This is a genomic window from Halomonas sp. V046, from assembly GCF_052645355.1.
The window spans coordinates 255,998-277,579 of the sequence record NZ_JBQXYF010000003.1 but is presented as its reverse complement, the minus strand read 5'-3'; the positions used below and the strand labels follow the sequence as shown (position 1 = coordinate 277,579).

The window sequence follows — 21,582 nt, the reverse complement described above, 5'->3', positions numbered from 1 at the left end:
TCAAGGGAGGATCTTGAGAAAACGTCCAAGCGTTGCTGTTGAATCTGCATTTACTGCACCCAGCAGAAAGCGCTACACCACCAGCCACCGATAACGGCGATGATGTACTGATTGAAAAGTGCTCTGATATTTTTCACAGACGAGTCATTAATCACTCGGGATCGGTAGCTACGAAAGAGATGAGTGTCGAAGCCAATAATGGAGATAGGCGTGAGACATTGCCATGCTTGTCTTTAGGGGGGGGGGGGGAGTGGATTTTACAGGGCTAAATAAATTTAATGCGTATAAAGTTGGTCGGGCTATAAGTTATGACGAGATGTCGGTAGAGCTCGATAAGTATAGTTCGGTCAGCGAGGAAATTGTTGATTGGATTTCAGTAATAAAGATCAATGATACGTATTTAGAGGTTGTTGATCGCTGGTATGCTCGCAAAGGATTCTCTACATGGTTGGGGATGCTGTTTTTTGTGCCATTTTTGGTGACGATTTTTGCATTTTTATGGCTAATGATCGAAAAGAATAGTTTGTCAATGTGGCTGGGCGGGGCTTTAGTTATCGCCATTTTCTCGTTATGTGTGTGGGTTGCGGCCTGGGGGATTAGTATGGATGCGTTCCGCCAAACTCATTATCCCATTCGTCTCAATAGAAAGACTAGGGATGTGTATGCTTTCCGGCCGAATGGCACTATTATTCAGGCCAAATGGGAGGACCTTTTTATTTTTGAAGTAAAGAATCAGTTGACGATGGGGCAAGTGTCTTATGATATTAGGGTCCATGTGCTAGGAGAAGATCGAAAAACTATCGAAGATACATTTACGTTGGCATATCCTGACCATGGCGATAGGGAGTCGTTGCTGATGTTGTGGGAGTATATTCGACGCTATATGGCAAATGATAATGTTGAGGGGTGCTATAAGGTGACAAAAATTTGCCCTCCTATAGATGGTCGAAAGGAAGGTTTTATATTTGGAGTCGTCCGTGTCTTTGCGACTACTGCCAATCATCTTTTTGTGCAGATGTTGATCTCCCCAATGGCGGCATTAGAGGTTCTTGGACGCTGGTTTGCCATGTGCACGTGCAAGGTCCCGCGTTGGCCGGAAGAGATAGAGGCTGCCTGCCCAGTTGATCCTGACGACCCCTATCAGAAGGATTGGCGTGACAATGGAAAGTACGACTTCCGGGAATTAGGTTGGCCATTGATCTGCTTTTTTGTAGGGCTTGGTGTGTTGGGAGTAGGGCTCACCTTCCTGGTGCGAGAGTTATTGGCTTAAACGCCGAAGCATGACCGATTTTTTTGGTCAAGCTGGCTGTAGGGTCTCGAATGTCCAGTTGACGAAGAGGGGCTATGCTTTGATTACTGCAGAAGCCTCCTTCGTCAGTCTATCCATTGGAGAAGGTGTTCGACTACATGTTCTCTTTTTTGGGGAGGCGAGAAGTGGACAGAAGCAAGCCTTGTTTGAGATGCACTTTTCGTTTTTCAATTGTTCTCATTTTCTTTCTTTTTTCGCAGATGGCAGTTTCTGATATTATCTACGAAAATCCAGATGGCCGAGAGTATGGTGAAGATTTAAGAGAGGGGACGCTTCAAGACTTCGAGAGGGCGTCATCTCAGATTCCCGTGACAGAAGCCGCCGTAAAAGCACAGTATATTATTGGGTTGTTATATACAAAAGGATATGAGCGGTGGGGGGTTGAACGTGATCTTGATCAGGGCCTGACACTCCTTCAGAGTGCATGGAAGAATGGTGCCGCTGATGCAGGGTATACATTGGCACATATTTATTTGCAAGGCCTTGGTGTGACGAGAGATTCGGAGCTGGCGCTCGAGTATTTGCGAGAATCTTCTAACATGGGATTTCTTCTTTCCTTGAGAGAACTCGGTCGGGCTTATATAGGTGAGGAAGAGGATTGGGAAGACCAAGTTGGACAAGATGTATCTTGTGGCCTGGCTTTATTGGAGCGTGCGGCTAACTCGGGTGATTTGAAATCTGCAATGTCCCTTGCAAGTATTTATGCTAAAGGAGAGCTAGTCGAGAAGGATTTTGTAGCGGCGCGCGAATGGACATATAAGTGGGCCGAATCCCAGTATGGTACCGACCCGAATGCATTTTCTTGGCTAGCGCGCTTCTATGAACAAGGGTTAGGTGTTGGAAGGGATTTGGTTCAAGCTTACAAATTTTATGATTTGATGGACCCGGCAGGAGCAGATGGTAAGGCCCGCCTAGCGGAAGAAATGACCGATGAGCAGATCGCTGAGGCGATTCGGCAGTCCCGAGCCTGGCAGGAAGAGCATAATACGTTTGTGCCAAGCTACTATAATCTCGAATATCAGGAAGACGGTAGTTTTCGATAGGTAGTTTTCGATAGGTAGCTTTCGATAGGTAGCTTTCCATATCCATATCCAAATCCATATCCGAACCCATACGACTAGATTCCTGAATCTGTGGTGCCGATGCCGGCACCACGGACCTAGGGGCCAGCCAGTACCAGTGTCTGGGCTGAAATGGCGAAGGCACTGGCCACCCTAGCACGACGTTCAGAGCAAGTGGTGAGGCGTCGGACCTCCGGCCTGACCAACGCGCGCCTGGAGGGTATGAATCGTTTTTTCCAGGCCGCGCGTTCACACGCACGTGGTTATCGGAACGAGGCCAGCTTCATCGCCATGAACTATCTGATTGGCAGCCCGGAGGGACGTCTGCCTGACAGGTTAAATCCACATGAAGTGGAGAAGAACCGAAAAATGACAAGTCGAATCCGCCAGTTATTACTGGTAGCGGCGAAGGTGGGTGTTGTGTATCGATAACGGCTAACTACGAAGACGATCATTTAGGGAAGAATGTCAGCCTGGTTGTTGTTTTTCGGGATTATGGATTAGGACATGGTAGAAAAATTGCTAGATTCACGATGCTTCTATAAGGTTGCTTTTTTATTGTGCCTTTTTTCTTTTGGGACGCCTAGCGCTTTTAGTGAGGTGATTTACAGTAACCCTGTCGAGAATGAGTATGGCCAAGACTTAAAGGATTCTTCACTTGAAGAACTGTTGTTTGAGGCTAGTGATCAGAGTGGTGGCGAGCAGAGCGTTAAAGCTAACTATCTGTTAGGGATTATTTTTATTAATGGCGATGAAAAATGGGGAGTGCGTCGGGACTTTAACAGAGGAAGAGGTTATCTTCTTGATGCTTGGGAGGATGGAGCGGCTGATGCCGGTTATACATTGGCCAGCATTTATTTAAAGGGTGTTGGTGTTGAAGTGAATCATGGTAAATCACTTATGTATCTCAGGAAGTCTGCTGAAATGGGACTTCTACTATCTCAGCGAGCGCTGGGGCGAGCTTGTTTAGGGGGCAGTGAACAATGGTCAAGTCTCCTTGAGATGAATGTAGAAAAGGGATTGTTTTGGCTTGAGATGGCTGCAAATTCAGGAGACATAAAGTCGGCTATGTCTTTAGCAAGTGTATACGCACAAGGTGAGTTGGTGGATAGAGATTTTGAAGCGGCTCGTGCCTGGGCATACAAATGGTCAGAGTCTCGCTATGGTGTAGATGTAAATGCATTCGAGTGGCTTGCGCGTTTTTATGAGAGGGGGCTAGGGACTGAAAAAGACCTTGTGCAGGCATATAAATACTATGACCTTATTGACCCTTCTGGCGCAGATGATAAAGCTCGTTTGGCCGAAGAAATGACTAGTGAACAGATCAGTGAAGCTATACGCCAATCTCGTGAATGGCAAGAGGAACATAATATATTTGTACCAAGCTATTACAATCTTGAGCACCAGGCAGACGGTAGCTTTCGATAAACCTCTTGCCGCTATCCAAAGCCTTATCCTGAATCCGTGGTGTCGACACCGGCACCACGGATTCAGGGACCTGCTAGCACCAGTGTGTGGGCAGAAATGGTGAAGCAACTTCACCCGGAGCATCGGTCAGGTGACGTCGACACTAATGGTTTAGACGCCTGTCGTCGCGGACTTCAAGCCTTCAGGGGTTCGATTGTTAAGTGTCCAGTCTCTTTTCCGTTGCGACTAGCGCTCGTCTCCCTGCTGGCCGATGTAGATGAAACGGAGAAATCCGAGCTGGCAATGAAAAATATCGGGGGTAAGTCCGGTGAGAAAGTTTCTAGTGTTGCGACAGCAGGGACCTCCCTGCAGGGCTGTTAATTAGATGGATTTTACCGGTCTTAATAGATTTAATGCGTATAAGATTAATCGGCCGCTGAGTGACGAGGAGCGGGTTGAGAGTTTGGACACGAACCGGTCAGAAGAACTTGATCCTTTTGATTGGTTGTCTACGATAAAGTTAAATAGTACGTATATGGAGTTGGTGGACCGTTGGTATCCATGGAAAGGTTTTTCTTCGTGGCTTGGTATTATTTTTTTTGCTCCCCTTTTGTTTTCCATTGTTACCGTTGTATTGTTGATGTTTGAGAAGAACGAGTTGGACGTGTGGGTTGCTGGGTCATTTATTGTTGTTTTGTTTTCATTGTGCGCTTGTTTATTTGCCTGGGTTGTTAGCATGGATGCGTTTCGGATGACGCACTATCCTGTTCGGCTGAACAGGAAAGATAGAAAGGTGTATGCGTACCGGCCAGACGGGTCGGTGATTCGAGCAGATTGGGATAGTCTTTTTCTGTGTAGAGTAAAGAATAAATTGACTATAGGTCAGGTTTCATTTGATATTCGTGCTCATGTGTTAGATGAGAGCGGGGAAGTTGTTAAAGAGACCTTTACACTTGGATGCCCTTGTCTTGGGGGCGCGAATGACGCGTTGCAATTTTGGGAGTATGTCAGGATCTATATGGAGGATCCTGACGGTTTAGAGAAAGTTCAAGACGGCGTCGGAATGTTACTTCCCATAGATGGCCGAAGGGAAGGTTTTTCGTTTGGGGTGGTCCGTGTTTTTGCCTCAACTGCTAATCATCCATTTGTCCAGTTACTTGTGTCGCCCATAGCCGCCTTAACCATTCTTGGACGCTGGTTTGCCATGTGCACGTGCAAGGTCCCGCGTTGGCCGGAAGAGATAGAGGCTGCCTGCCCAATTGATCCTGACGACCCCTATCAGAAGGATTGGCGTGATAATGGAAAGTACGACTTCTGGGAATTCGGTTGGCCGCTGATCTGCTTTTTTGTAGGACTTGGTGTGCTGGGAGTTGGGCTCACCTTCTTGGTGCAGGAGTTATTGGTTTAAACGCCGAGCCAAGAACGATTTTTCTGGTCAAGCCGGCGCAGAGCACCGGGGTGTTCAGCGACGCGCTGGCTGTCATGGTCAATATGATGAATAAGCTCAATCCCTAGGCTCTATGGGACGATGAAAACTGGCCAAAAACGCCCTGGGCTTTTTCACAGGTGAGTCATTAACTAGTCGGGATCCGACAATTAGACTAAACGTCGTCCATGTGGTCGACTTTCGGCTGGCTACTGCGCGACACATCAACAAGGAGTGTTTGCCATGTTTGGTTCTGGAGACGGTGTCATCGTGTTGGGCGATGCCACTTCCCATGGCGGGAAGGTCATTTCCGCGCAATCCAATTATCTGCTGAACGGGACGGCGGTGGCGGTGGTGGGGGATATGGTCGCGTGCCCGCAGAAGGGGCATGGGGTGTGCAGCATTATCGAGGGGCATCCGACGATAACCATCAACGGCAAGAGCGTGGCCTTTCATGGCTGCCACACCGCCTGTGGGGCGACGCTGATCTCCGCAGCCGGTGGGGTGCATGGCCTGGGGTGAGGCGGTGTTGTCGACCCCGGTTGCCGGCCACTTTCGGTGGCGTTACCGCCTTCGCCGAGGCGGCGTTCTGTCGTCGAGGCCGTCAAACCTTCGATCCGCCTTACGTCACCGGGCGTGTATAGAAACGACGGTGGCGAGTGGTCCTCTGGAATGAGGTTCTTGTCGGAACGTTCTGATTTTTCACGAGAATACCATTCGCTATCCTTGTTTTCAGGCTGTCCTCATGAATCAGCCAGCATGACATCTGTTGCCATGCATAGGCGCACGCGTTTGCTCTGCGCTATCATTGATATCAATGCAATCATATGATGAGGTTGGCATGGCATCGATCACGATTCGCAATTTGGATGAAGAGTTGAAGGCCCAGCTTCGCATGGAGGCGGCCAGGCATGGCCATTCCATGGAGGAAGAGGTCCGTATCATTTTGCGTCGTGCCCTGAATCAGCCTAAGGCAAAGGGGCTAGGGACTCGCATACGTGAGCGATTCGCAGATGCGGAAGGTATCGAACTGGACGTGCCGCCAAGGTCTGATACGCCTCGTGATTCGGGCTTCGGCGCATGATAGTTCTTGATACCAATGTGCTATCCGAACTGATGCGGCCCAAGCCGGACGCTCGGGTTATCGACTGGCTGGATAGGCAGGACGCTAATTCCGTTACCATTTCCGCTATTACAATTGCAGAAATTCTCTATGGCATCGAGCGCCTGCCAGACGGTAGGCGCAAGCGTAGCTTTGCGGCCAAGGCGGCGGCAATGTTCGAGGAAGATTTCTCAGGACGCATTCTATCGTTCGATAGCGGGGCTGCGATTCACTACGCAGAGCAAGTCGCTGCCAGTGAGAGTGCTGGAAGGCAGGTTCACATGGCCGATGCCCAGATTGCGGCCATCTGCATCCAGTATGGAGCGGAATTGGCGACACGCAATATAAAGGATTTCGAGACCTTCAGCGTCGAGACGATCAACCCGTGGGAAATGGGCTAATACCGGTATCACCGACGGTACGGCGGCTGGTTCGGATGTAGTGGTCAGGTATTCTTTTGCCACCGATTTTTGCGCATTCCACCCGCCTTATTCACGACCCTAGCGAATAGGGGTGTTAACCGAATGGTGCACGGCCTCTGCTCGCACTTAGGCGTTGGAGCCGACGGGTGGCCGGTGGCAATACTCGCGTGGCGTTTCACAGGTCGGGTCTTTATGATGTTTTACACACAGTTCTGTGCAAAGAGACAGCCGTGTTCATCGGCCAACATCGCCGGGGCGGCGTTCTGTCGTCGCGGCCGTCAAGCCTTCAAGGATTTGAGCGTTCAGCGTTGAGTTTTTTTACCTTCGAGCGAGTGCTCGTCGGCCCTTCGGCCGACGAGCCTCGATCAGGCCACGTCATCGAGCATGGCGGCGGCCAGCAGGCGCTGGGTGTACTCGGTCTTCGGGTTGGCGAACAGCGCTTCGGCGCTGCCCTGTTCCACCACTTCGCCGTCCTTCATGACCAGCACGGTATCCGATAGCGCGCGGACCACGGCCAGGTCGTGGCTGATGAACAGGTACGTCAGGCCGTGCTTGTGCTGTAGATCGCGCAGCAGGTCGATCACCGTGACCTGCACCGAACGGTCCAGCGCCGAGGTCGGCTCGTCCAGCAGCAGGAACTCGGGCTTTAGCACCAGGGCGCGGGCAATGGCGATGCGCTGACGCTGGCCACCGGAGAACTCGTGGGGGTAGCGGTTGCGCATGGACGGGTCGAGTGAGACTTCCTCTAGTGCCGCCATGACCTCGCGGTCACGCTGGGCGCGGGTCAGGTGCGGGGCGTGGACCTTGAGCCCTTCGCCGATCACTTCGCCCACCGTCAGGCGCGGCGAGAGCGAGCCGTAGGGGTCCTGAAAGACCACCTGGAGGCGCGAGCGCAGCGGTCGCATGGCGTTCTTGTCGAGGGTGTCGATGCGCGTGTCGCCGAAGTGAATCTCGCCCTTGCTCTTCAGTAGGCGCAGTAGGGCACGCCCCAGAGTCGACTTGCCTGAGCCGGATTCGCCGACGATGCCCACGGTCTGGCCGCGCCGAATCGACAGGCTGATGCCGCGCACGGCCTCGAAGTAGTCGCTCGGCCCAAACAGGCGTTTTTTCAGCGCGAAGCGCACCCGCAGGTCACTCGCTTGCATCAGCATGGGCTCGGTGTCGGCCACCATGGCCTTGCGCCCGCGCGGCTCGGCGTCGATCAGCATGCGGGTGTACTCATGGCGTGGGTCGCGAAACAGTGCCTGGGTCTCGCCGCTCTCGACGAGCTCGCCCCGGCGCATGACGCACACCCGGTCGGCGAAGTGACGCACGATGGTCAGGTCGTGGGTGATAAATAGAATTGCCATGCCGTAGCGGCGCTGCAGATCCTTGAGCAGTTCCAGAATCTGGGCCTGAACGGTGACGTCCAGCGCCGTGGTGGGCTCGTCGGCGATCAATAGCTCGGGCTCACCGGCCAGTGCCATCGCGATCATCACGCGCTGGCGTTGGCCGCCGGAAAGCTCATGGGGCAGGCTCCGGGCGCGCCGCTCGGGCTCGGGGATGCCGACCTGGTTGAGCAGGTCGATGGCCTTGGCAGTGGCGGCGCGGCCCTTGAGCTTCTGGTGGCGGTCGAGTACCTCCTTGATCTGGTCGCCGATGCGGTGCAACGGATTGAGCGAGGTCATCGGTTCTTGAAAGATCATGGCGATGTTGCCGCCGCGAATCCGGCGCATGCGCTTGGACGTGGCGGCAAGCAGGTCCTCGCCCTTGAAGCGAATCGCACCGCGGGTCCGGGCCAGGTCCGGCAGCAGGCGCATGGCGGCGGTCGAGGTCACCGACTTGCCGGAGCCGGACTCGCCGACCAGGGCCAGGGTCTCGCCGGGTGCGATGGTGAAGCTGACGCTCTTCACCGCGGGCACGGCGCCGTGGGGCAGGTCGAAGTCCACCGACAGCCCATCGACCTCGAGCAGGGGCGTTACCGGCCCTTCGCTGGTGTCGTGCGTTGATGTGTCGCTCATGGCGATCTCCATTGCTGGGCTGAGTTAGCGCGTCTTGGGGTCGAGGGCATCGCGCAGGCCGTCGCCGAGGAAGTTCAGGCAGAACAGGGTCAGGGCCAAGAAGACCGAGGGCACCAGCAGCATCCACGGCGAGGTCTGCATCATGTCTGTACCCTCCGAGATCAGCACCCCCCAGCTGGTCAGCGGTTCCTGAACGCCGAGGCCGAGAAACGACAGAAAGCTCTCGAGCAGGATGACCTTGGGCACGGTCAGGGTGACGTAGACGATGACCGGGCCGATGGCGTTGGGGATCAGATGGCGGGTGACGATCTTGCCGTCCTTGACGCCGAGGGCGTGGGCGGCCTCGATGAACTCGCGCTGCTTCAGCGCCAGGGTCTGGCCGCGCACGATACGCGCCATGTCGAGCCACTCGACGGCGCCGATGGCGGCATAGATCAGGAAGATGTTGCGCCCGAACACCACCATCAGCAGGATCACCAGGAACATGAACGGCAGCGAGTACATGATGTCGACGAAGCGCATCATCAGGTTGTCGAGCCGTCCGCCGACGTAGCCGGAGATGGCGCCGTAGAGTACGCCTATCACCAGGCTTACGAAGGTCGCGACCAGAGCCACGGACAGCGACACGCGACCGCCATACAGGGTGCGGGTAAGCAGGTCGCGGCCGTTGGCGTCGGTGCCGAGCCAGTGGCCGCCTTCCAGGGTCGGGCCGGTGTCGAAGGCGTTCCAGTCGACGTCGGCGAGCCCCCAGGGGGTCAGCCAGGGCCCGACGATGCAGGCCAGGGTGACCAGGCCTAGAAGGGCCAGGCTGACCATGGCGGCGCGGTTCTGTGACAGGCGCCGCCAGGCGTCTTTACCGAGGCTCTCGCCGGCGACGGCGGGGCTCGCCTCGAGGGTCGATGCGGTCATGGCAGGGGTCTCCAGCACGGGTGGCGCGGGGAATTCGTTACGTCAGTCGTCATAGCGAATCTGCGGATCGAGGGCCGAGTAGATCAGGTCGACAATCAGGTTCATGAGTACGATCAAGGCGCCATAGAACACCACGGTGCCCATCACCAGGGTGTAGTCGCGGTTGAGCGCGCCCTGGACGAAATAGCGGCCGATGCCGGGGATACCGAAGATCTGTTCGATGACCACGGAGCCGGTGATGATGCCGGCGATGGCCGGGCCGAGATATGACGTGACCGGCAGCAGCGCCGGTCGCAGGGCATGGCGCCAGACCACCTCGGTCTCGGTCAGCCCCTTGGCCCGGGCGGTGCGAATGTAGTGGCTGCCCATCACCTCGATCATGCTGGCCCGCATCATCCGCGCGATGTAGGCGATCTGCTGGATCGACAGCGCGATCACCGGCAGCACCAGGTTGGGCAGGGCGCCGTCGTTCCAGCCTCCCGCCGGTAGCCAACCGAGCAGTACCCCGAACACCAGGGCGAGCAGGGGCGCGACGACGAAGTTGGGCACCGCGATACCGGCGAGCGCGGTGCCCATCACCGTGTAGTCGATGGCGGTGTTGCGTTTGAGCGCGGCGATGATGCCGAGTGGCAGGCCGATGAGCAGGGCGAGCAGAATCGCCAGGCCGCCGATCTCGAGGCTGACCGGAAAGCCCTGGGCGATCAGCTCGCTGACGCTGAAGTCCTTGTACTTGAACGAGGGGCCGAAATCGCCTTGGACAATATTTCCCAGGTAGCGGATGTACTGCTGCCACAGGGGTTCGTCCAGGTGATAGGCCGCCATCAGGTTGGCCTCGATCTCCGGGGGCAGCGCGCGTTCGCCGTCGAAGGGGCCGCCGGGGGCGACCCGCATCAGGAAGAAGGCGATGGTGATGACGATCAGCATCGTCGGAATCGCCTGGGCGAGGCGCTTCAAGGTATACATCAGCATCGCCGGGGCTCCTGGGGTGAAAGGAAGAGTGAAGTGAAGGGTGAAGTGACGGGCTGAGGGCGCGTCATGGTTGGGTCTCCTGGCGTTTGCCGCCGTCATCGTCGCCGTCATCGTCGCCGTCATCGCCGCGGCCGCCATCGTCCTCGGTCGCGGGTTTGGATACGGGCTTGGACACGTAGCGCAGCGGGTGCACGTCCAGGGCGGTGGACTGCCAGCCCTGCACCCGCGGCGACACGAGATGGGCGCTGATGTAGTCATAGATCGGCAGCAGCACGTTGGCGTCGAGCAGGCGCTGCTCGGCCTCGGTCATGAGTGCGGCGCGCTTGGCGGGATCGAGTTCCAGGGTGCTACGGCGCACCAGTTCGTCGTAGTCGGGATCATCGAATCCGGTACTGGTGGCCGCCGAGCCGCCGGTGGCATAGGCATTCAGGAAATCAAACGGATCGTCGACGGTGGCGATCATGCCATAGCGGGCAAGCTCGAAGTCGCCCTGGCGCAGGGTGGCGAAGTGTACGGCGGCCTCGCGGTTGATCAGTTCTAGCTCGACGCCGAGCGGTTTCCACATGGCGGCGATGGCCACGGCGATCTTCTTGTGATCTTCCAGAGTGTTGTAGGAGAGCGTCAGGCGTAGCGGTCGCTCCGGGCCGTAGCCGGCTTGCTCGAGCAGTTGCCGGGCCCGTGCAAGGCGCGCTGGCATATCGGCCGCGGCCAGGGGCTCGTCGCCGAGGCCGAGCCGGCCCTGGGAAGAGCCGCTCACCGAACGCGGCACGTACCAGTAGGAAGGCGTCTGGCCCATGCCGATCAGGCGTTCGGTGATCACCTCGCGGCGCAGGGCCAGGTTCAGCGCTTCGCGAATGCGAGCATCGCTAAGCGGCTGGCCGCCGCGCACATTGGCCATATAGAAGTAGCTGCCGGTCAGCGGCCCGACCTTCAGGGCGTCCGGCAGGTTGTCCTGCACCCAGGAGAAGCGGGAGGACGGCACGCCGGAGTAGGAGATATCCAGGTCACCGGCGCGGAAGCGATTAAGCGCGGCGCTAGGGTCTTCGATGGCATGGAAGACCACGCCGTCCAGCGCCACCTCGTCGGCGGCGTAGTAGCGGGGGTTGCGCTCTACCTCGATGCGATCCTGGGGTCGCCAGTCGGCGAGCACGAAGGCGCCGCTCGAGACCATGACCCCGGGCCGAGTCCATTCATCGGGGCCCCCTTCGATCAGGTGGCGCGGCAGGGGGGCGGCCTCGGTCATCGCCAGGGCCTGCAGGAAGTACGCGGTGGGCTCGGACAGGCGGATGACCAGGGTCTGATCGTCCAGGGCCTCGACGCCCAGCGTCTCGGGCGGCGCCTGGCCGGTATTGATCGCCCGGGCATTGACGATGGGGTAGTAGAGGTTGGCGTTATGGTTGGCGGTCTCCGGCATCAGCAGCCGGCGAAAGCCATACACGGCGTCGTCGGCGGTGAGCGGCTCGCCGTCTGACCACTCGGCCTCGCGCAGGTGAAAGGTATAGGTGGTGCCGTCGTCTGACAGCTCCCAGGAACTGGCGAGTCCCGGGACCAGGCTGCCATCGGCGCCATAGTCGATCAGGCGATCGAACAGCTCTCGGGTGATGCGGCTTTCCCAGTTGCCGCTGACCTGCTGCGGATCCAGGGTGCCGGGTTCGGCGCCGTTGCCGACCTGCAGGGTGGCGGCCTGGGCGCTTTCGGTGGCGCCCAGCAGGGCGATCGCCGCCAAGGCGGATGCCGTCATGCCACGCACGGCGCCAGACCTGGCAGCAGACCTGGCAGCAAAAGGGCGCAGGCCCTGAAACAGGTGTCTTGGCAGCATGCTGTCATCCTCTCGTTAGCCGGGCTTCTCGTCAGCCGGGCCTTTCGTCTGCCGGGCCTTTCGTCTGTCGGGCTCTGGATCCCGGCGAAGGCGGCCAAGGGCTGGCCGCCGTCACTGGTTTATCGTGCTAGGTGCCAGCGGCCTTACTCGTCAAACGAGATCCAGCGAGAGGGGTGGTCGTCATCGATGTTGTCTTCCCAGCCGGAGATCGCCGGGTTCACCAGGTTGCGCGAGACGTAGTACAGCATCGGCACCAGGGCATTGTCGTTCAGTGCCAGTGCCTCGGCCTGCTCGAGAAGGGCCTTGCGCGCATCGCTATCCAGGGTCTGGGCGGCCTCGTCGTAGAGGGTGTCGAACTCCTCGTTGGCATAGGCGCCGTAGTTGTTTCCGGCCCCTGCCTGGAGCAGCGCCAGGTAGTTTTCGGCGTCGTTGTAGTCGGCGATCCAGCCGGCGCGGGCCACGTCGAAGTCACCCTCGGCGATGGTCTGGTAGTGCACCGTGGCCTCGGCGTTGACGAGTTCCACCTCGACTCCCAGCGGGCGCCACATGGATGACACCGCGATGGCGATCTTCTTGTGCTCGTCGGTGGTGTTGTAGCGCAGGCGCAGGGTGAGGGGGTTGTCGGAGCTGTAGCCCGCTTCTTCCAGCAGTGCCTTGGCCCGGGCCATGCGCGCATCCATGTCGCCGGTGATGTCGTTGCCGTCGGCGTCGGTGAAGGTGACGGTCTGCACGTCATAGTTGTTGATACCGTCGGGCACGAAGGACAGCGCCGGCTGGAAGGTGCCGCCCATGATCTGCTGTGACAGCACATTGCGGCGCACCGCCATGTTCAGCGCCTCACGCACCTTGGGGTCGGTGGTGGGATGGCCTTCACGGTGGTTGAAGACGTAGTAGTAGCTGCCGAGATAGGTGGCCATGTGGGTGGCCTCGGGCACTTCTTCTTTCAGCAGCGGGTACATGCTGGAGGAATACTCGGTCATGATGTCGAGCTCGCCGGCGCGAAAGCGCGAGACGCCGGCGTTGCGGTCTTCGATGGTGTGATAGCGGATGCCATCGAGGGCCACCTCGTCGGCATCGTAGTATTCGGGGTTCTTGCTCACCGTGATGCGCGACTGGGAGATCCACTCCTGGGGCGTGAAGGCGCCGTTGGTGACGATATTGTCCAGGTCAACGAACTCGCGACCGAATTCGTCGTAGGTGTGCTTCGGCGCGGGATAGGCCGTGTAGTGGGTCAGCAGCTGAACGAAGTAGGGGGTCGGTGCCTTGAGGTGAACGACGAAGGTGCTCGCGTCCGGGGCCTCGACGCCCAGCGCCTCAAGCGGCTTGTCGCCGGTATTGACCGCCTCGGCGCCCTGCACCGGGTACAGCATGTAGGCGTACTTGGAAGCGTTGGCCGGGTCGAGCAGGTGCTGCCAGCCGAACACGAAGTCGGCGGCGGTGACCGGCTCGCCGTCGGACCAGCGGGCGTCCTCGCGCAGGTGGAACGTGTAGGTCTTGCCGTCTTCCGAGACCTCCCAGTCACTGGCCATGCCGGGCAGGATCTCGCCGCTGGGGGACTTCTTGACCAGGCCCTCGTAGACATCCATCAGCACCTGGGACTCCCAGACACCGCCGGAGACCTGAGAGGTGTCAAAGGAGGCCAGCTCCCCGGTCACGCCAAGGTCGAGGGTAGCGGCGAGGGCGGCGGTGGGCGCCATGGCGAGGGCCGACAGGGACAGCCCGGAGGCGAGCGCCAGGCGCGCCCAGGATGGACGAATCGAGGTCATGATGAGTTCCTTGCGTGGGTTGTTGTTGTGGCAGGACGCGCACATTGGGCTAATTTCGCTTAGCGCTCCGGCCTTCTTTAGACCATCACGGCTGGCGCCTGCCATGTCCATGTGAAAATTTTCATAGCGTCTTTCATTTCGTGGATGACCCCCGGCGGGTGGCGTCGAGTCGTGGTTCACGGGATGACGACGTACGACGTTTTGGCTACAATGCTTCCCCTTTATGGCGGCCCGGTTGGCCGTTTTTTTCCCTTTGATCCGCGTCCCCCTGACGCGCGCGGCTTCTAGCGGGCATGACTTAGCGGCTTCGCCCGACAAGTCGGCTCGATGGACCAGTGACGCACGGGCACGGCGGCGGATGTGGAAAGGCGACGCCCATGTTGGAAACCAATCCGATTCACAACCTCATCAAGGACCTGTCTGAACGGACAGACGTCCTGAGGGGGTATCTTTGACTATGCCGAAAAGAAAGATCGGCTAGAGGAAGTCACCCGCGAGCTCGAGGACCCGAACGTCTGGAATGATCCGGACTATGCCCAGAAACTGGGCAAGGAGCGGGCCTCGCTGGAGCTGGTGGTCGCGACCATCGACGAGCTGGATCAAGGCCTCGGCGATAGCCGTGACCTGCTTGAGCTTGCCGAGATGGAAGACGACGAGGATACCGTCGGCGAAGTTCAGGCTGAGCTTGCCTCGCTTCAGGCGGGGCTCGAGAAGCTCGAGTTTCGGCGCATGTTCTCCGGCGAGATGGACGCCAATAACGCCTATCTCGATATCCAGTCCGGGTCCGGTGGCACCGAGGCCCAGGACTGGGCCAACATCTTGCTGCGCATGTACCTGCGCTGGGCCGAGAGTCACGGCTTCAAGGCCGAGATCATCGAGCTCTCGGCCGGTGATGTGGCGGGGATCAAGTCGGCGACGATTCACGTCCAGGGCGACTACGCCTTCGGCTGGCTGCGCACCGAGACCGGTGTGCACCGCCTGGTGCGCAAGAGTCCGTTCGACTCCGGCGGTCGCCGTCACACCTCGTTTGCCTCGGTGTTTCTGTCGCCGGAGATCGACGACAGCTTCGAGGTCGAGATCAATCCGTCGGACCTGCGCGTCGACACCTACCGCTCCAGTGGCGCCGGGGGCCAGCACGTCAACACCACGGATTCCGCGGTGCGTATCACCCACGAGCCGTCGGGCGTGGTGGTGTCGTGTCAGAACCAGCGCAGCCAGCATGCCAACCGCGACTTCGCCATGAAACAGTTGAAGGCGAAGCTGTGGGAGGTGGAAATGCAAAAGCGCAATGCCGCCAAGCAGGAAGCCGAGGATGCCAAGGCCGATATCGGCTGGGGCAGCCAGATTCGCTCCTATGTGCTGGATGACCAGCGCATCAAGGACCTGCGCACCAGCGTGCAGTCGAGCAATTGCGAGAAGGTGCTCGACGGTGACCTCGACCAGTTCATCGTCGCTAGCCTCAAGCAGGGGCTCTGATCCGAGGGCGAGAACGCGCTTGGGAACTCAGCTCTCTGGTGTCGTCGCCACGCTCCGTGGCGGCGACCCACATCATTTATTCGTCCCGTCGTGACGGGGCCGCATGGGAGGCCTTCGTCGCCGCGGCGACGAAGGCCCCCCGGATCGATTCGAGACAGGTAGCCATGGCCAACCAGGACAATCCCTCCCCCGTCGATGTAGCGCAAGAAGAGAACCGCTTGATCGCCGAGCGTCGCGCCAAGCTGGCGGCCCGTCGTGAGCACGTCGCCGAGCACGGGGGCAGCGTCTTTCCCAACGATTTTCGTCGCGACAGCCTGGCGGCCGAGCTGATCGAAGAGCTCGGCGAGCACGACAAGGAGGCCCTGGAAGGCCTTGGCCGCGAGGCCGCCGTGGCCGGCCGGGTGATGCGCAAGCGTGGCCCCTTCGTGGTGCTCCAGGACGTCAGCGGCCAGATCCAGGTCTACGTCGACAAGAAGGGGTTGCCGGCCGAGACCCTTGAGGAGATCAAGGGCTGGGACATCGGCGACATCGTTGCCGGCGCGGGGCCCGTGCACAAGTCCGGCAAGGGCGACTTGTACGTGATGATGCGCGAGGCGCGTCTGCTGACCAAGAGCCTGCGCCCGCTGCCCGACAAGTTCCACGGCCTGACCGACATGGAATCGCGTTATCGTCAGCGCTACGTCGACTTGATCATGAACCCGGACTCGCGCCGGGTGTTCGAGACGCGTGCCGGCATCATCAGCGCCATGCGCCGCTTCTTCGAGGATCGCGGCTTCATGGAAGTCGAGACGCCGATGCTGCAGCAGATTCCTGGCGGCGCCTCGGCCCGGCCCTTCGTCACCCACCACAACGCGCTCGATATCGACATGTACCTGCGCATCGCCCCGGAGCTGTACCTCAAGCGTCTGGTGGTGGGCGGCTTCGAGCGGGTCTTCGAGATCAACCGCAACTTCCGCAACGAGGGCCTGTCGACGCGGCATAACCCCGAGTTCACCATGGTCGAGTTCTACTGGGCCTATGCCGACTACCGGGAGCTGATGGACCTGACCGAGGCGATGCTGCGTCAGATCGCCGAGAAGGTGCTCGGTACCACCACATTGACCTACCAGGGCGCGATCTACGAGCTGGGCCAGCCGTTCGTGCGCATGACCCTGCGCGAGGCGATCCTGGCCCACGCGGACGGCGTCTCGGCTGCCGATATCGACGAGCTGGAGGCGGCGCGTGCACTGGCCGCGCGCCTGGGCATCAAGGTCAAGGATGGCTGGGGGCTCGGCAAGCTGCAGACCGAGATCTTCGAGGAGGTCGCCGAGGCCAAGCTCGACCAGCCGACCTTCATCACCGAATACCCGGCCGAGGTCAGCCCGCTGGCGCGGCGCATGGACGCCGATCCCTTCGTCACCGAGCGCTTCGAGTTCTTCGTCGGCGGCCGCGAGATCGCCAACGGCTTCTCGGAGCTGAACGACGCCGAGGATCAGGCCGAGCGCTTCCGTGCCCAGGCCGCCGAGAAGGATGCGGGCGACCTGGAGGCGATGTACTACGACGCCGACTACGTGCGTGCCCTCGAGGTGGGTCTGCCGCCCACCGCGGGCGAGGGCATCGGTATCGACCGCTTGGTGATGCTGTTCACCGACAGCCCCTCGATTCGCGATGTGCTGCTGTTCCCGGCGATGCGTCCCGAAGTCGTGGAATGATCCACGCCGGCGACGCTGTGCCGTGACACCGGGCCGGGTCGCCCATCGGCCCGGTCAGACAGTGCCGCGGCAGGCCGCTGGCGGGGCAATATCGTTGCCCCGCCAGGATCTGGCATGCTGGCGCTGGCAAGGGAAACCGACAGCGCCCATAATGGCTGCGTTTCGACGTCGAGGAGACTGTGATGAAACTGCTCAACCGCTCCGCCCTGAGCGTCAGACCGACCCAGCACTTCGTTGACTGGATCAATGCGCTCGAGCCGACCATGGGCGATGACGACCTGACCCTGGCCGACGTCGAACGGGAAAGTACGATCTATCTGATTCCCGAGATGGATACGCCCGAGGCGCTGGAAACCTTCGTACGTGAGCGCTATCTCGATGTGCTTGAGACCGAGCTGCGGGCCTGGGAAGAAGACCAGCGCCAGTGGCCCGAGACCCTGGATTGGGCGCTGTTTCAGCGCTTCTTGCAGGTCGAGCACAGCTACCTGGCCATCGATCTCGACAACGAGACGGCGCTCGAGATTTCCGAGGTCGACGATGAGCTGGTGGGCGATCTGGAACAGGACTGACGCATCGCCTGCCGGGCTGTCCCGGTAGCGCTGTGGCGGTTCTCAGGGGCCTGGCAGCGCGTCGCCGGGCCTCTGCAAGCGCGTCTCGGCGGCTTAGCAAGCGCGTCGCCGGGCCTCTGCAAGCGCGTCGCAAGGGCTTTTACAAGCGCGTCGTAAAGAGTCCCAAGACCGGCCCAGGCCGGTCTTTTTTGTATCGAAGGAGCCAGGCTCCCGTGTGGTGGAATGCGTAATGAGTCGACTCTTCTCGACCCGTGACGGCGACGATGGACTCCCCGGCCCCGAACGGCGGTTGGCGGTCATCGCCCTGGTGCTCGGCACGCTGTTGGCGGTGATGGATACCACCATGATCAATATCGCCTTGCCGACCATGGCGCGTGATCTCGAGGTATCGGCGTCCCGGGCGGTGTGGATCACCAACCTGTTTCAGGTGGTCTGCGCGGCCATGCTGCTGGTGTTCGCCGCGGCCAGCGAACTGCTGAGCCGGCGCAAGGTATACGTCGCAGGCCTTGGCCTGTTCGTGGTGGCCGCGCTCGGCAGTGCCCTGGCACCCAACTTCGAGACCCTGCTGGTGTTTCGGGCGCTGCAGGGCGTGGGGGCGGCGGCCACGCTGTCGATTGGCCCCTCGCTGTACCGGTCGATCTTTCCGTCGCGGCTGCTGGGCAGCGCGCTGGGGCTGTCGTCGCTGGTGGTGGCCGGGGGCTACGCGGCGGGGCCATCCATCGGCGGCTTGGTGCTGTCGGTGGCCAGCTGGCCGTGGCTGTTCGCACTGAATCTGCCGCTGGGCATTGCCGCGGCGATCATGGCCTGGCGGGCTCTGCCCCGGGAGGCGCGCCGCGAGGGCAGCTTCGATGGTTATGGCGCGCTCGCCAGCATGGCCATGCTGGCAGGGCTATTCATGGCCATGGATGCGATCGGCCATCGCGCCGCCATCACCGAGGTGCTGGGCTGGCTGGCGCTGTGCCTCGGAGCCGGCACGGCGTTCGTGCTTCGCCAGCGCCGTGCGCCGCATCCGCTGCTGCCGCTGTCATTGTTCAGTGAGGCGCGCTTCTCGCTGGCAGTGGGCGCCCAGGGCACCGCCTTCATCGGCCAGGGGCTGACCTTCGTCGCGCTGTCGTTTCTGTACCAGCAGGAGATGGGCTATTCGGCGCTGCACACCGCCTGGTTGTTCACGCCTTGGCCGCTGACCATCATGCTGGTGGGGCCGCTGGCCGGGCGGCTGGCCGATCGCTTCAATCCGAGCGTGGTGGCGAGCCTTGGCCTGGTGCTGCTGCTCATCGGCCTGGTCAGCCTGGCGGGGCTATCGTCTGACGCGGCAGCGATCGACAGCCTGTGGCGTACGGCGCTATGTGGTGCCGGCTTCGGGTTGTTTCAGCCGCCGAACAACCGCGAGCTGATGACCAGCGTCCCCAAGGCCCGCAGCGCCAATGCCTCTGGGGTGATGAGCACCACCCGCACGGTTGGGCAGTCGCTCGGGGTGGCCTTGGTCGGCCTGAGCCTCGCCGCCGGCGCCGGTGTACAGCAGTCGCTGTGGCTGGGGGCCGCGACGACGCTCCTGGCGCTGATGATCAGCCTGGCGCGGATCGGCCGGGCCAGTCGTGCTCATCGTCAGGCTCGAGCCGAGCGGGCATCGTCGCGAATGCCCTGAAGGCGTACAATGGCACAGGCATGATTTTCCATTCTTTCCTACGCGAGAAGCGACCATGAGCATTCAGACGACCATCGAAGACAAACTCAAGGCCCTCGAGCCCACCGAGTTGGTGGTCGAGAACGAGAGCCATATGCACAGCGTGCCGCCGAACTCGGAGACCCACTTCAAGGTGACGCTGGTCTCCGAGCGCTTCGAAGGGCTGATGCCGGTCAAACGTCACCAGCAGATCTATGCGCTGCTGGCCGATGAGCTGTCGGGTCCGGTGCATGCCCTGGCCTTGCACCTGTACACGCCGCAGGAGTGGAACCTGCGCGGCGCGGCTCGCCCCAACTCGCCCAATTGCCTGGGTGGCGGACGCTCGTGACAGCCGAACCGGCGCGGCTGGCCTATCTGGATGCCATGGGGCTCACCGCCTGGGTGGCCCGCTACCAGTTGCCCAATGCCCGCGAGAGCGAGGCCTGTGAGTGGCCCCAGGCGGAGCCTGAAGCCCCTCGCCGCGTCGGCGCCGATAGCCTGCATGCGTTACTCAGCGACAACGAGGCAGCGACGGCACTGACGGCAGAGGTGCCCGGTGAAGCCGGTCCGCCCAGCGCCCAGAAGGCCGAGTCGGCGCCGAGGGCCCCCCAGGGGCAGCGCAAGGCGCGGGCCCTGCTGGGCGATTTCGCACTGGACAGCGCGCCGGACGGCACACCCATCGACGAGCCTTCAAGCCCCGCGCCACCGGCCAGCGGTGCCCCGGACGTGCCGGCAACGGCGTCGGCCTCTGCGGCGGCTCAGCAAGCGTTGCGCTTCGAGTGCCAGGTGGGGTGTCTCGACGGTCGTTGGCTGATGCTTGTCGCGCAGTCCGCGCCCCTGGCGAGCGCTCACCAGCGCCTGCTGGTCAACCTGTTGAGGGCCGGCGGTGTGGCGCCCGAACAGCGGCCGAGTTTCGAGGCCTTGCGTTGGCCGCTCGACGAGGGCCTGGCGGTGCGCCAGCCCCAGGACGAGGCGCGCCAGGGGCTTGCCGCCTTCATCGCCGGGCGCCGGCGTCGCGGCTGGAGTCCTGAACGCGTGCTGGTGTTTGGCGAGGACGCGGCCCTCGGCGAGGTGCTCGATGTCCAGGACGGTGCCAGCCAGACCCTGGCGCTTCCCCTGTGGCAGATGCCGAGCCTCGACGCCCTGCTCGAGGGCGCCGAGGCCAAGCGCCGGCTGTGGCCGACGCTGCGGCGCTGGCGCGAGGCCTGGGGACAGGAATGACCCCCACGCAGCGTCTTGGCCCAGGCCACCTCGAGGCGCTGCTGGCGCTTGAGGAGCGTGGTGGTGCCCGGCTGTCCTCGCCAGATGAGCTGGAAGGCGCGCTCGGCGGGGGCGATCGCGTGGTGCTGGGGATCTTTGCGGGTGGGAATGGCGCCGGCGAGCGCACACCGGGCGATGGCGTCCTTGCCGCGGATGGGCGATGTCCCGGCGCCAAGGCCGCGCCCTTGCCGGGCGATGTCGAGCCGGGCGATGTCTTGCTGGGCGATGTCTTGCTGGGCTATGCCCTGGTGGCGCTGGCGAGCTTCGACGCTGAACTCGAGGCCATTCTGGTCGCGCCCCAGGCCAGGGGCACGGGCGTTGCCAAGGCGTTATTGCAAGCGGTGATCGAGAGCGCGCGGGACGCCGGTGCCGAGCGGCTGCTGCTCGAGGTGCGCGCCAGCAACGCAGCGGCCATTGGCCTCTACCAGGCCGCGGGCCTCGCCCTCGATGGGGTGCGCCGCGGCTACTATCCCGCCGCCGAGCCGGGGCAGCCCCGTGAAGACGCCTGCCTGATGTCGCTCGGCCTTCGCTAAGCAGCGACGCCTTCGCTGGCATAAACCCCGTGCCGAGCCGTCGCGAGCCCGCCGTTATGGCCGCCGGCGCAGGCATCGCCGGTGCCGAAGCTCTCGTAGGTCTTGAAGGTCTCGAAGGTCTTGAAAGAGACGCATAACGAAAAACGGCTCCCCGAGGGGAGCCGTTTTCGTTGTCACATAGCGTTTTCGTATCGTCGCTG

19 protein-coding genes and 1 pseudogene are annotated in these 21,582 nt (G+C 60.7%); 15 read left to right on the top strand and 5 right to left on the bottom strand.

Going from position 1 to position 21,582, the window contains the following annotated elements; genetic code table 11:
• Nucleotides 1-223: 223 nt before the first annotated feature.
• From ACUN9Y_RS05610 to ACUN9Y_RS05575, 8 genes and pseudogenes are all read left to right on the top strand, one after another.
• Entirely contained in the window at nucleotides 224-1,270 is a 1,047-nt protein-coding gene (locus ACUN9Y_RS05610; protein WP_445459701.1) for a DUF6708 domain-containing protein, read from the top strand.
• A gap of 164 nt (nucleotides 1,271-1,434) precedes the next feature.
• Entirely contained in the window at nucleotides 1,435-2,352 is a 918-nt protein-coding gene (locus ACUN9Y_RS05605) for a tetratricopeptide repeat protein (RefSeq protein ID WP_445459700.1), read from the top strand.
• Nucleotides 2,353-2,493: 141 nt separating this feature from the next.
• A pseudogene (locus ACUN9Y_RS05600) lies at nucleotides 2,494-2,802 on the top strand (transposase); the annotation flags it as partial.
• Nucleotides 2,803-2,877: 75 nt separating this feature from the next.
• The gene (locus ACUN9Y_RS05595) at nucleotides 2,878-3,798 is read left to right on the top strand and encodes a tetratricopeptide repeat protein (RefSeq protein ID WP_445459699.1); all 921 of its coding nucleotides are present in this window, start codon (nucleotides 2,878-2,880) and stop codon (nucleotides 3,796-3,798) included.
• 364 nt (nucleotides 3,799-4,162) lie between these two features.
• Entirely contained in the window at nucleotides 4,163-5,185 is a 1,023-nt protein-coding gene (locus ACUN9Y_RS05590; protein WP_445459698.1) for a DUF6708 domain-containing protein, read from the top strand.
• Nucleotides 5,186-5,446: 261 nt separating this feature from the next.
• Entirely contained in the window at nucleotides 5,447-5,725 is a 279-nt protein-coding gene (locus tag ACUN9Y_RS05585) for a PAAR domain-containing protein (protein ID WP_445459697.1), read from the top strand.
• A gap of 319 nt (nucleotides 5,726-6,044) precedes the next feature.
• Complete coding sequence (locus ACUN9Y_RS05580) at nucleotides 6,045-6,287, top strand: FitA-like ribbon-helix-helix domain-containing protein (RefSeq protein WP_445459696.1); 243 nt, start codon at nucleotides 6,045-6,047, stop codon at nucleotides 6,285-6,287.
• The gene (locus tag ACUN9Y_RS05575; protein WP_445459695.1) at nucleotides 6,284-6,706 is read left to right on the top strand and encodes a type II toxin-antitoxin system VapC family toxin; all 423 of its coding nucleotides are present in this window, start codon (nucleotides 6,284-6,286) and stop codon (nucleotides 6,704-6,706) included. Before ACUN9Y_RS05580 ends, ACUN9Y_RS05575 begins: the two co-directional genes overlap by 4 nt.
• A 386-nt stretch (nucleotides 6,707-7,092) precedes the next feature.
• On the opposite strand, the gene ACUN9Y_RS05570 is transcribed toward ACUN9Y_RS05575, so the two are convergent.
• The 5 genes from ACUN9Y_RS05570 to ACUN9Y_RS05550 form a co-directional block, all read right to left on the bottom strand.
• A complete protein-coding gene (locus tag ACUN9Y_RS05570; RefSeq protein WP_445459694.1) occupies nucleotides 7,093-8,727 on the bottom strand; it encodes an ABC transporter ATP-binding protein in 1,635 nt (544 codons plus the stop codon).
• Nucleotides 8,728-8,751: 24 nt separating this feature from the next.
• Nucleotides 8,752-9,636 carry an ABC transporter permease gene (locus ACUN9Y_RS05565; RefSeq protein WP_445459693.1) on the bottom strand — a complete coding sequence of 295 codons (885 nt, stop codon included), beginning with the start codon at nucleotides 9,634-9,636 and terminating at the stop codon, nucleotides 8,752-8,754.
• Nucleotides 9,637-9,678: 42 nt separating this feature from the next.
• Nucleotides 9,679-10,605 carry an oligopeptide ABC transporter permease OppB gene (gene oppB, locus ACUN9Y_RS05560; RefSeq protein WP_445459692.1) on the bottom strand — a complete coding sequence of 309 codons (927 nt, stop codon included), beginning with the start codon at nucleotides 10,603-10,605 and terminating at the stop codon, nucleotides 9,679-9,681.
• Between the two features lie 64 nt (nucleotides 10,606-10,669).
• Nucleotides 10,670-12,424 (bottom strand): peptide ABC transporter substrate-binding protein, encoded by a 1,755-nt coding sequence (locus ACUN9Y_RS05555; RefSeq protein ID WP_445459691.1) that lies wholly within the window; start codon nucleotides 12,422-12,424, stop codon nucleotides 10,670-10,672.
• 143 nt (nucleotides 12,425-12,567) lie between these two features.
• A complete protein-coding gene (locus ACUN9Y_RS05550; protein ID WP_445459690.1) occupies nucleotides 12,568-14,190 on the bottom strand; it encodes a peptide ABC transporter substrate-binding protein in 1,623 nt (540 codons plus the stop codon).
• A 377-nt stretch (nucleotides 14,191-14,567) separates the two neighbouring features.
• Between ACUN9Y_RS05550 and prfB the strand changes: the two genes are divergently transcribed.
• The 7 genes from prfB to ACUN9Y_RS05515 all read left to right on the top strand — a co-directional run bounded on the left by prfB (nucleotide 14,568) and on the right by ACUN9Y_RS05515 (nucleotide 21,382).
• Nucleotides 14,568-15,666, top strand: a protein-coding gene (prfB, locus tag ACUN9Y_RS05545; RefSeq protein ID WP_445459689.1) for a peptide chain release factor 2 whose coding sequence is annotated in 2 segments (ribosomal slippage) — nucleotides 14,568-14,642 and nucleotides 14,644-15,666 — 1,098 coding nt in all. Because the reading frame shifts where the segments join, the coding sequence is not laid out codon by codon here.
• Between the two features lie 164 nt (nucleotides 15,667-15,830).
• Complete coding sequence (gene lysS / locus ACUN9Y_RS05540) at nucleotides 15,831-17,357, top strand: lysine--tRNA ligase (RefSeq protein ID WP_445459688.1); 1,527 nt, start codon at nucleotides 15,831-15,833, stop codon at nucleotides 17,355-17,357.
• A 182-nt stretch (nucleotides 17,358-17,539) separates the two neighbouring features.
• Nucleotides 17,540-17,926 (top strand): hypothetical protein, encoded by a 387-nt coding sequence (locus tag ACUN9Y_RS05535; RefSeq protein WP_445459687.1) that lies wholly within the window; start codon nucleotides 17,540-17,542, stop codon nucleotides 17,924-17,926.
• A gap of 229 nt (nucleotides 17,927-18,155) precedes the next feature.
• Nucleotides 18,156-19,571 carry an MFS transporter gene (locus tag ACUN9Y_RS05530; RefSeq protein ID WP_445459686.1) on the top strand — a complete coding sequence of 472 codons (1,416 nt, stop codon included), beginning with the start codon at nucleotides 18,156-18,158 and terminating at the stop codon, nucleotides 19,569-19,571.
• A gap of 55 nt (nucleotides 19,572-19,626) precedes the next feature.
• Complete coding sequence (locus ACUN9Y_RS05525) at nucleotides 19,627-19,938, top strand: BolA family protein (RefSeq protein ID WP_445459685.1); 312 nt, start codon at nucleotides 19,627-19,629, stop codon at nucleotides 19,936-19,938.
• Entirely contained in the window at nucleotides 19,935-20,810 is an 876-nt protein-coding gene (locus ACUN9Y_RS05520; protein ID WP_445459684.1) for a hypothetical protein, read from the top strand. The genes ACUN9Y_RS05525 and ACUN9Y_RS05520 overlap by 4 nt, the downstream gene beginning before the upstream one ends.
• Nucleotides 20,807-21,382, top strand: coding sequence for a GNAT family N-acetyltransferase (locus ACUN9Y_RS05515; RefSeq protein ID WP_445459683.1), 576 nt, complete (start codon nucleotides 20,807-20,809; stop codon nucleotides 21,380-21,382). The genes ACUN9Y_RS05520 and ACUN9Y_RS05515 overlap by 4 nt, the downstream gene beginning before the upstream one ends.
• Nucleotides 21,383-21,582: the final 200 nt, after the last annotated feature.

Coding starts and splice junctions, on each gene's coding strand:
- ACUN9Y_RS05610 (WP_445459701.1), top strand. CDS start 224: ATGCTTGTCTTTAGGGGGGGGGGGGGAGTGGATTTTACAGGGCTAAAT.
- ACUN9Y_RS05595 (WP_445459699.1), top strand. CDS start 2,878: ATGGTAGAAAAATTGCTAGATTCACGATGCTTCTATAAGGTTGCTTTT.
- ACUN9Y_RS05590 (WP_445459698.1), top strand. CDS start 4,163: ATGGATTTTACCGGTCTTAATAGATTTAATGCGTATAAGATTAATCGG.
- ACUN9Y_RS05585 (WP_445459697.1), top strand. CDS start 5,447: ATGTTTGGTTCTGGAGACGGTGTCATCGTGTTGGGCGATGCCACTTCC.
- ACUN9Y_RS05580 (WP_445459696.1), top strand. CDS start 6,045: ATGGCATCGATCACGATTCGCAATTTGGATGAAGAGTTGAAGGCCCAG.
- ACUN9Y_RS05575 (WP_445459695.1), top strand. CDS start 6,284: ATGATAGTTCTTGATACCAATGTGCTATCCGAACTGATGCGGCCCAAG.
- ACUN9Y_RS05570 (WP_445459694.1), bottom strand. CDS start 8,727: ATGAGCGACACATCAACGCACGACACCAGCGAAGGGCCGGTAACGCCC.
- ACUN9Y_RS05565 (WP_445459693.1), bottom strand. CDS start 9,636: ATGACCGCATCGACCCTCGAGGCGAGCCCCGCCGTCGCCGGCGAGAGC.
- oppB (WP_445459692.1), bottom strand. CDS start 10,605: ATGCTGATGTATACCTTGAAGCGCCTCGCCCAGGCGATTCCGACGATG.
- ACUN9Y_RS05555 (WP_445459691.1), bottom strand. CDS start 12,424: ATGCTGCCAAGACACCTGTTTCAGGGCCTGCGCCCTTTTGCTGCCAGG.
- ACUN9Y_RS05550 (WP_445459690.1), bottom strand. CDS start 14,190: ATGACCTCGATTCGTCCATCCTGGGCGCGCCTGGCGCTCGCCTCCGGG.
- lysS (WP_445459688.1), top strand. CDS start 15,831: ATGGCCAACCAGGACAATCCCTCCCCCGTCGATGTAGCGCAAGAAGAG.
- ACUN9Y_RS05535 (WP_445459687.1), top strand. CDS start 17,540: ATGAAACTGCTCAACCGCTCCGCCCTGAGCGTCAGACCGACCCAGCAC.
- ACUN9Y_RS05530 (WP_445459686.1), top strand. CDS start 18,156: ATGAGTCGACTCTTCTCGACCCGTGACGGCGACGATGGACTCCCCGGC.
- ACUN9Y_RS05525 (WP_445459685.1), top strand. CDS start 19,627: ATGAGCATTCAGACGACCATCGAAGACAAACTCAAGGCCCTCGAGCCC.
- ACUN9Y_RS05515 (WP_445459683.1), top strand. CDS start 20,807: ATGACCCCCACGCAGCGTCTTGGCCCAGGCCACCTCGAGGCGCTGCTG.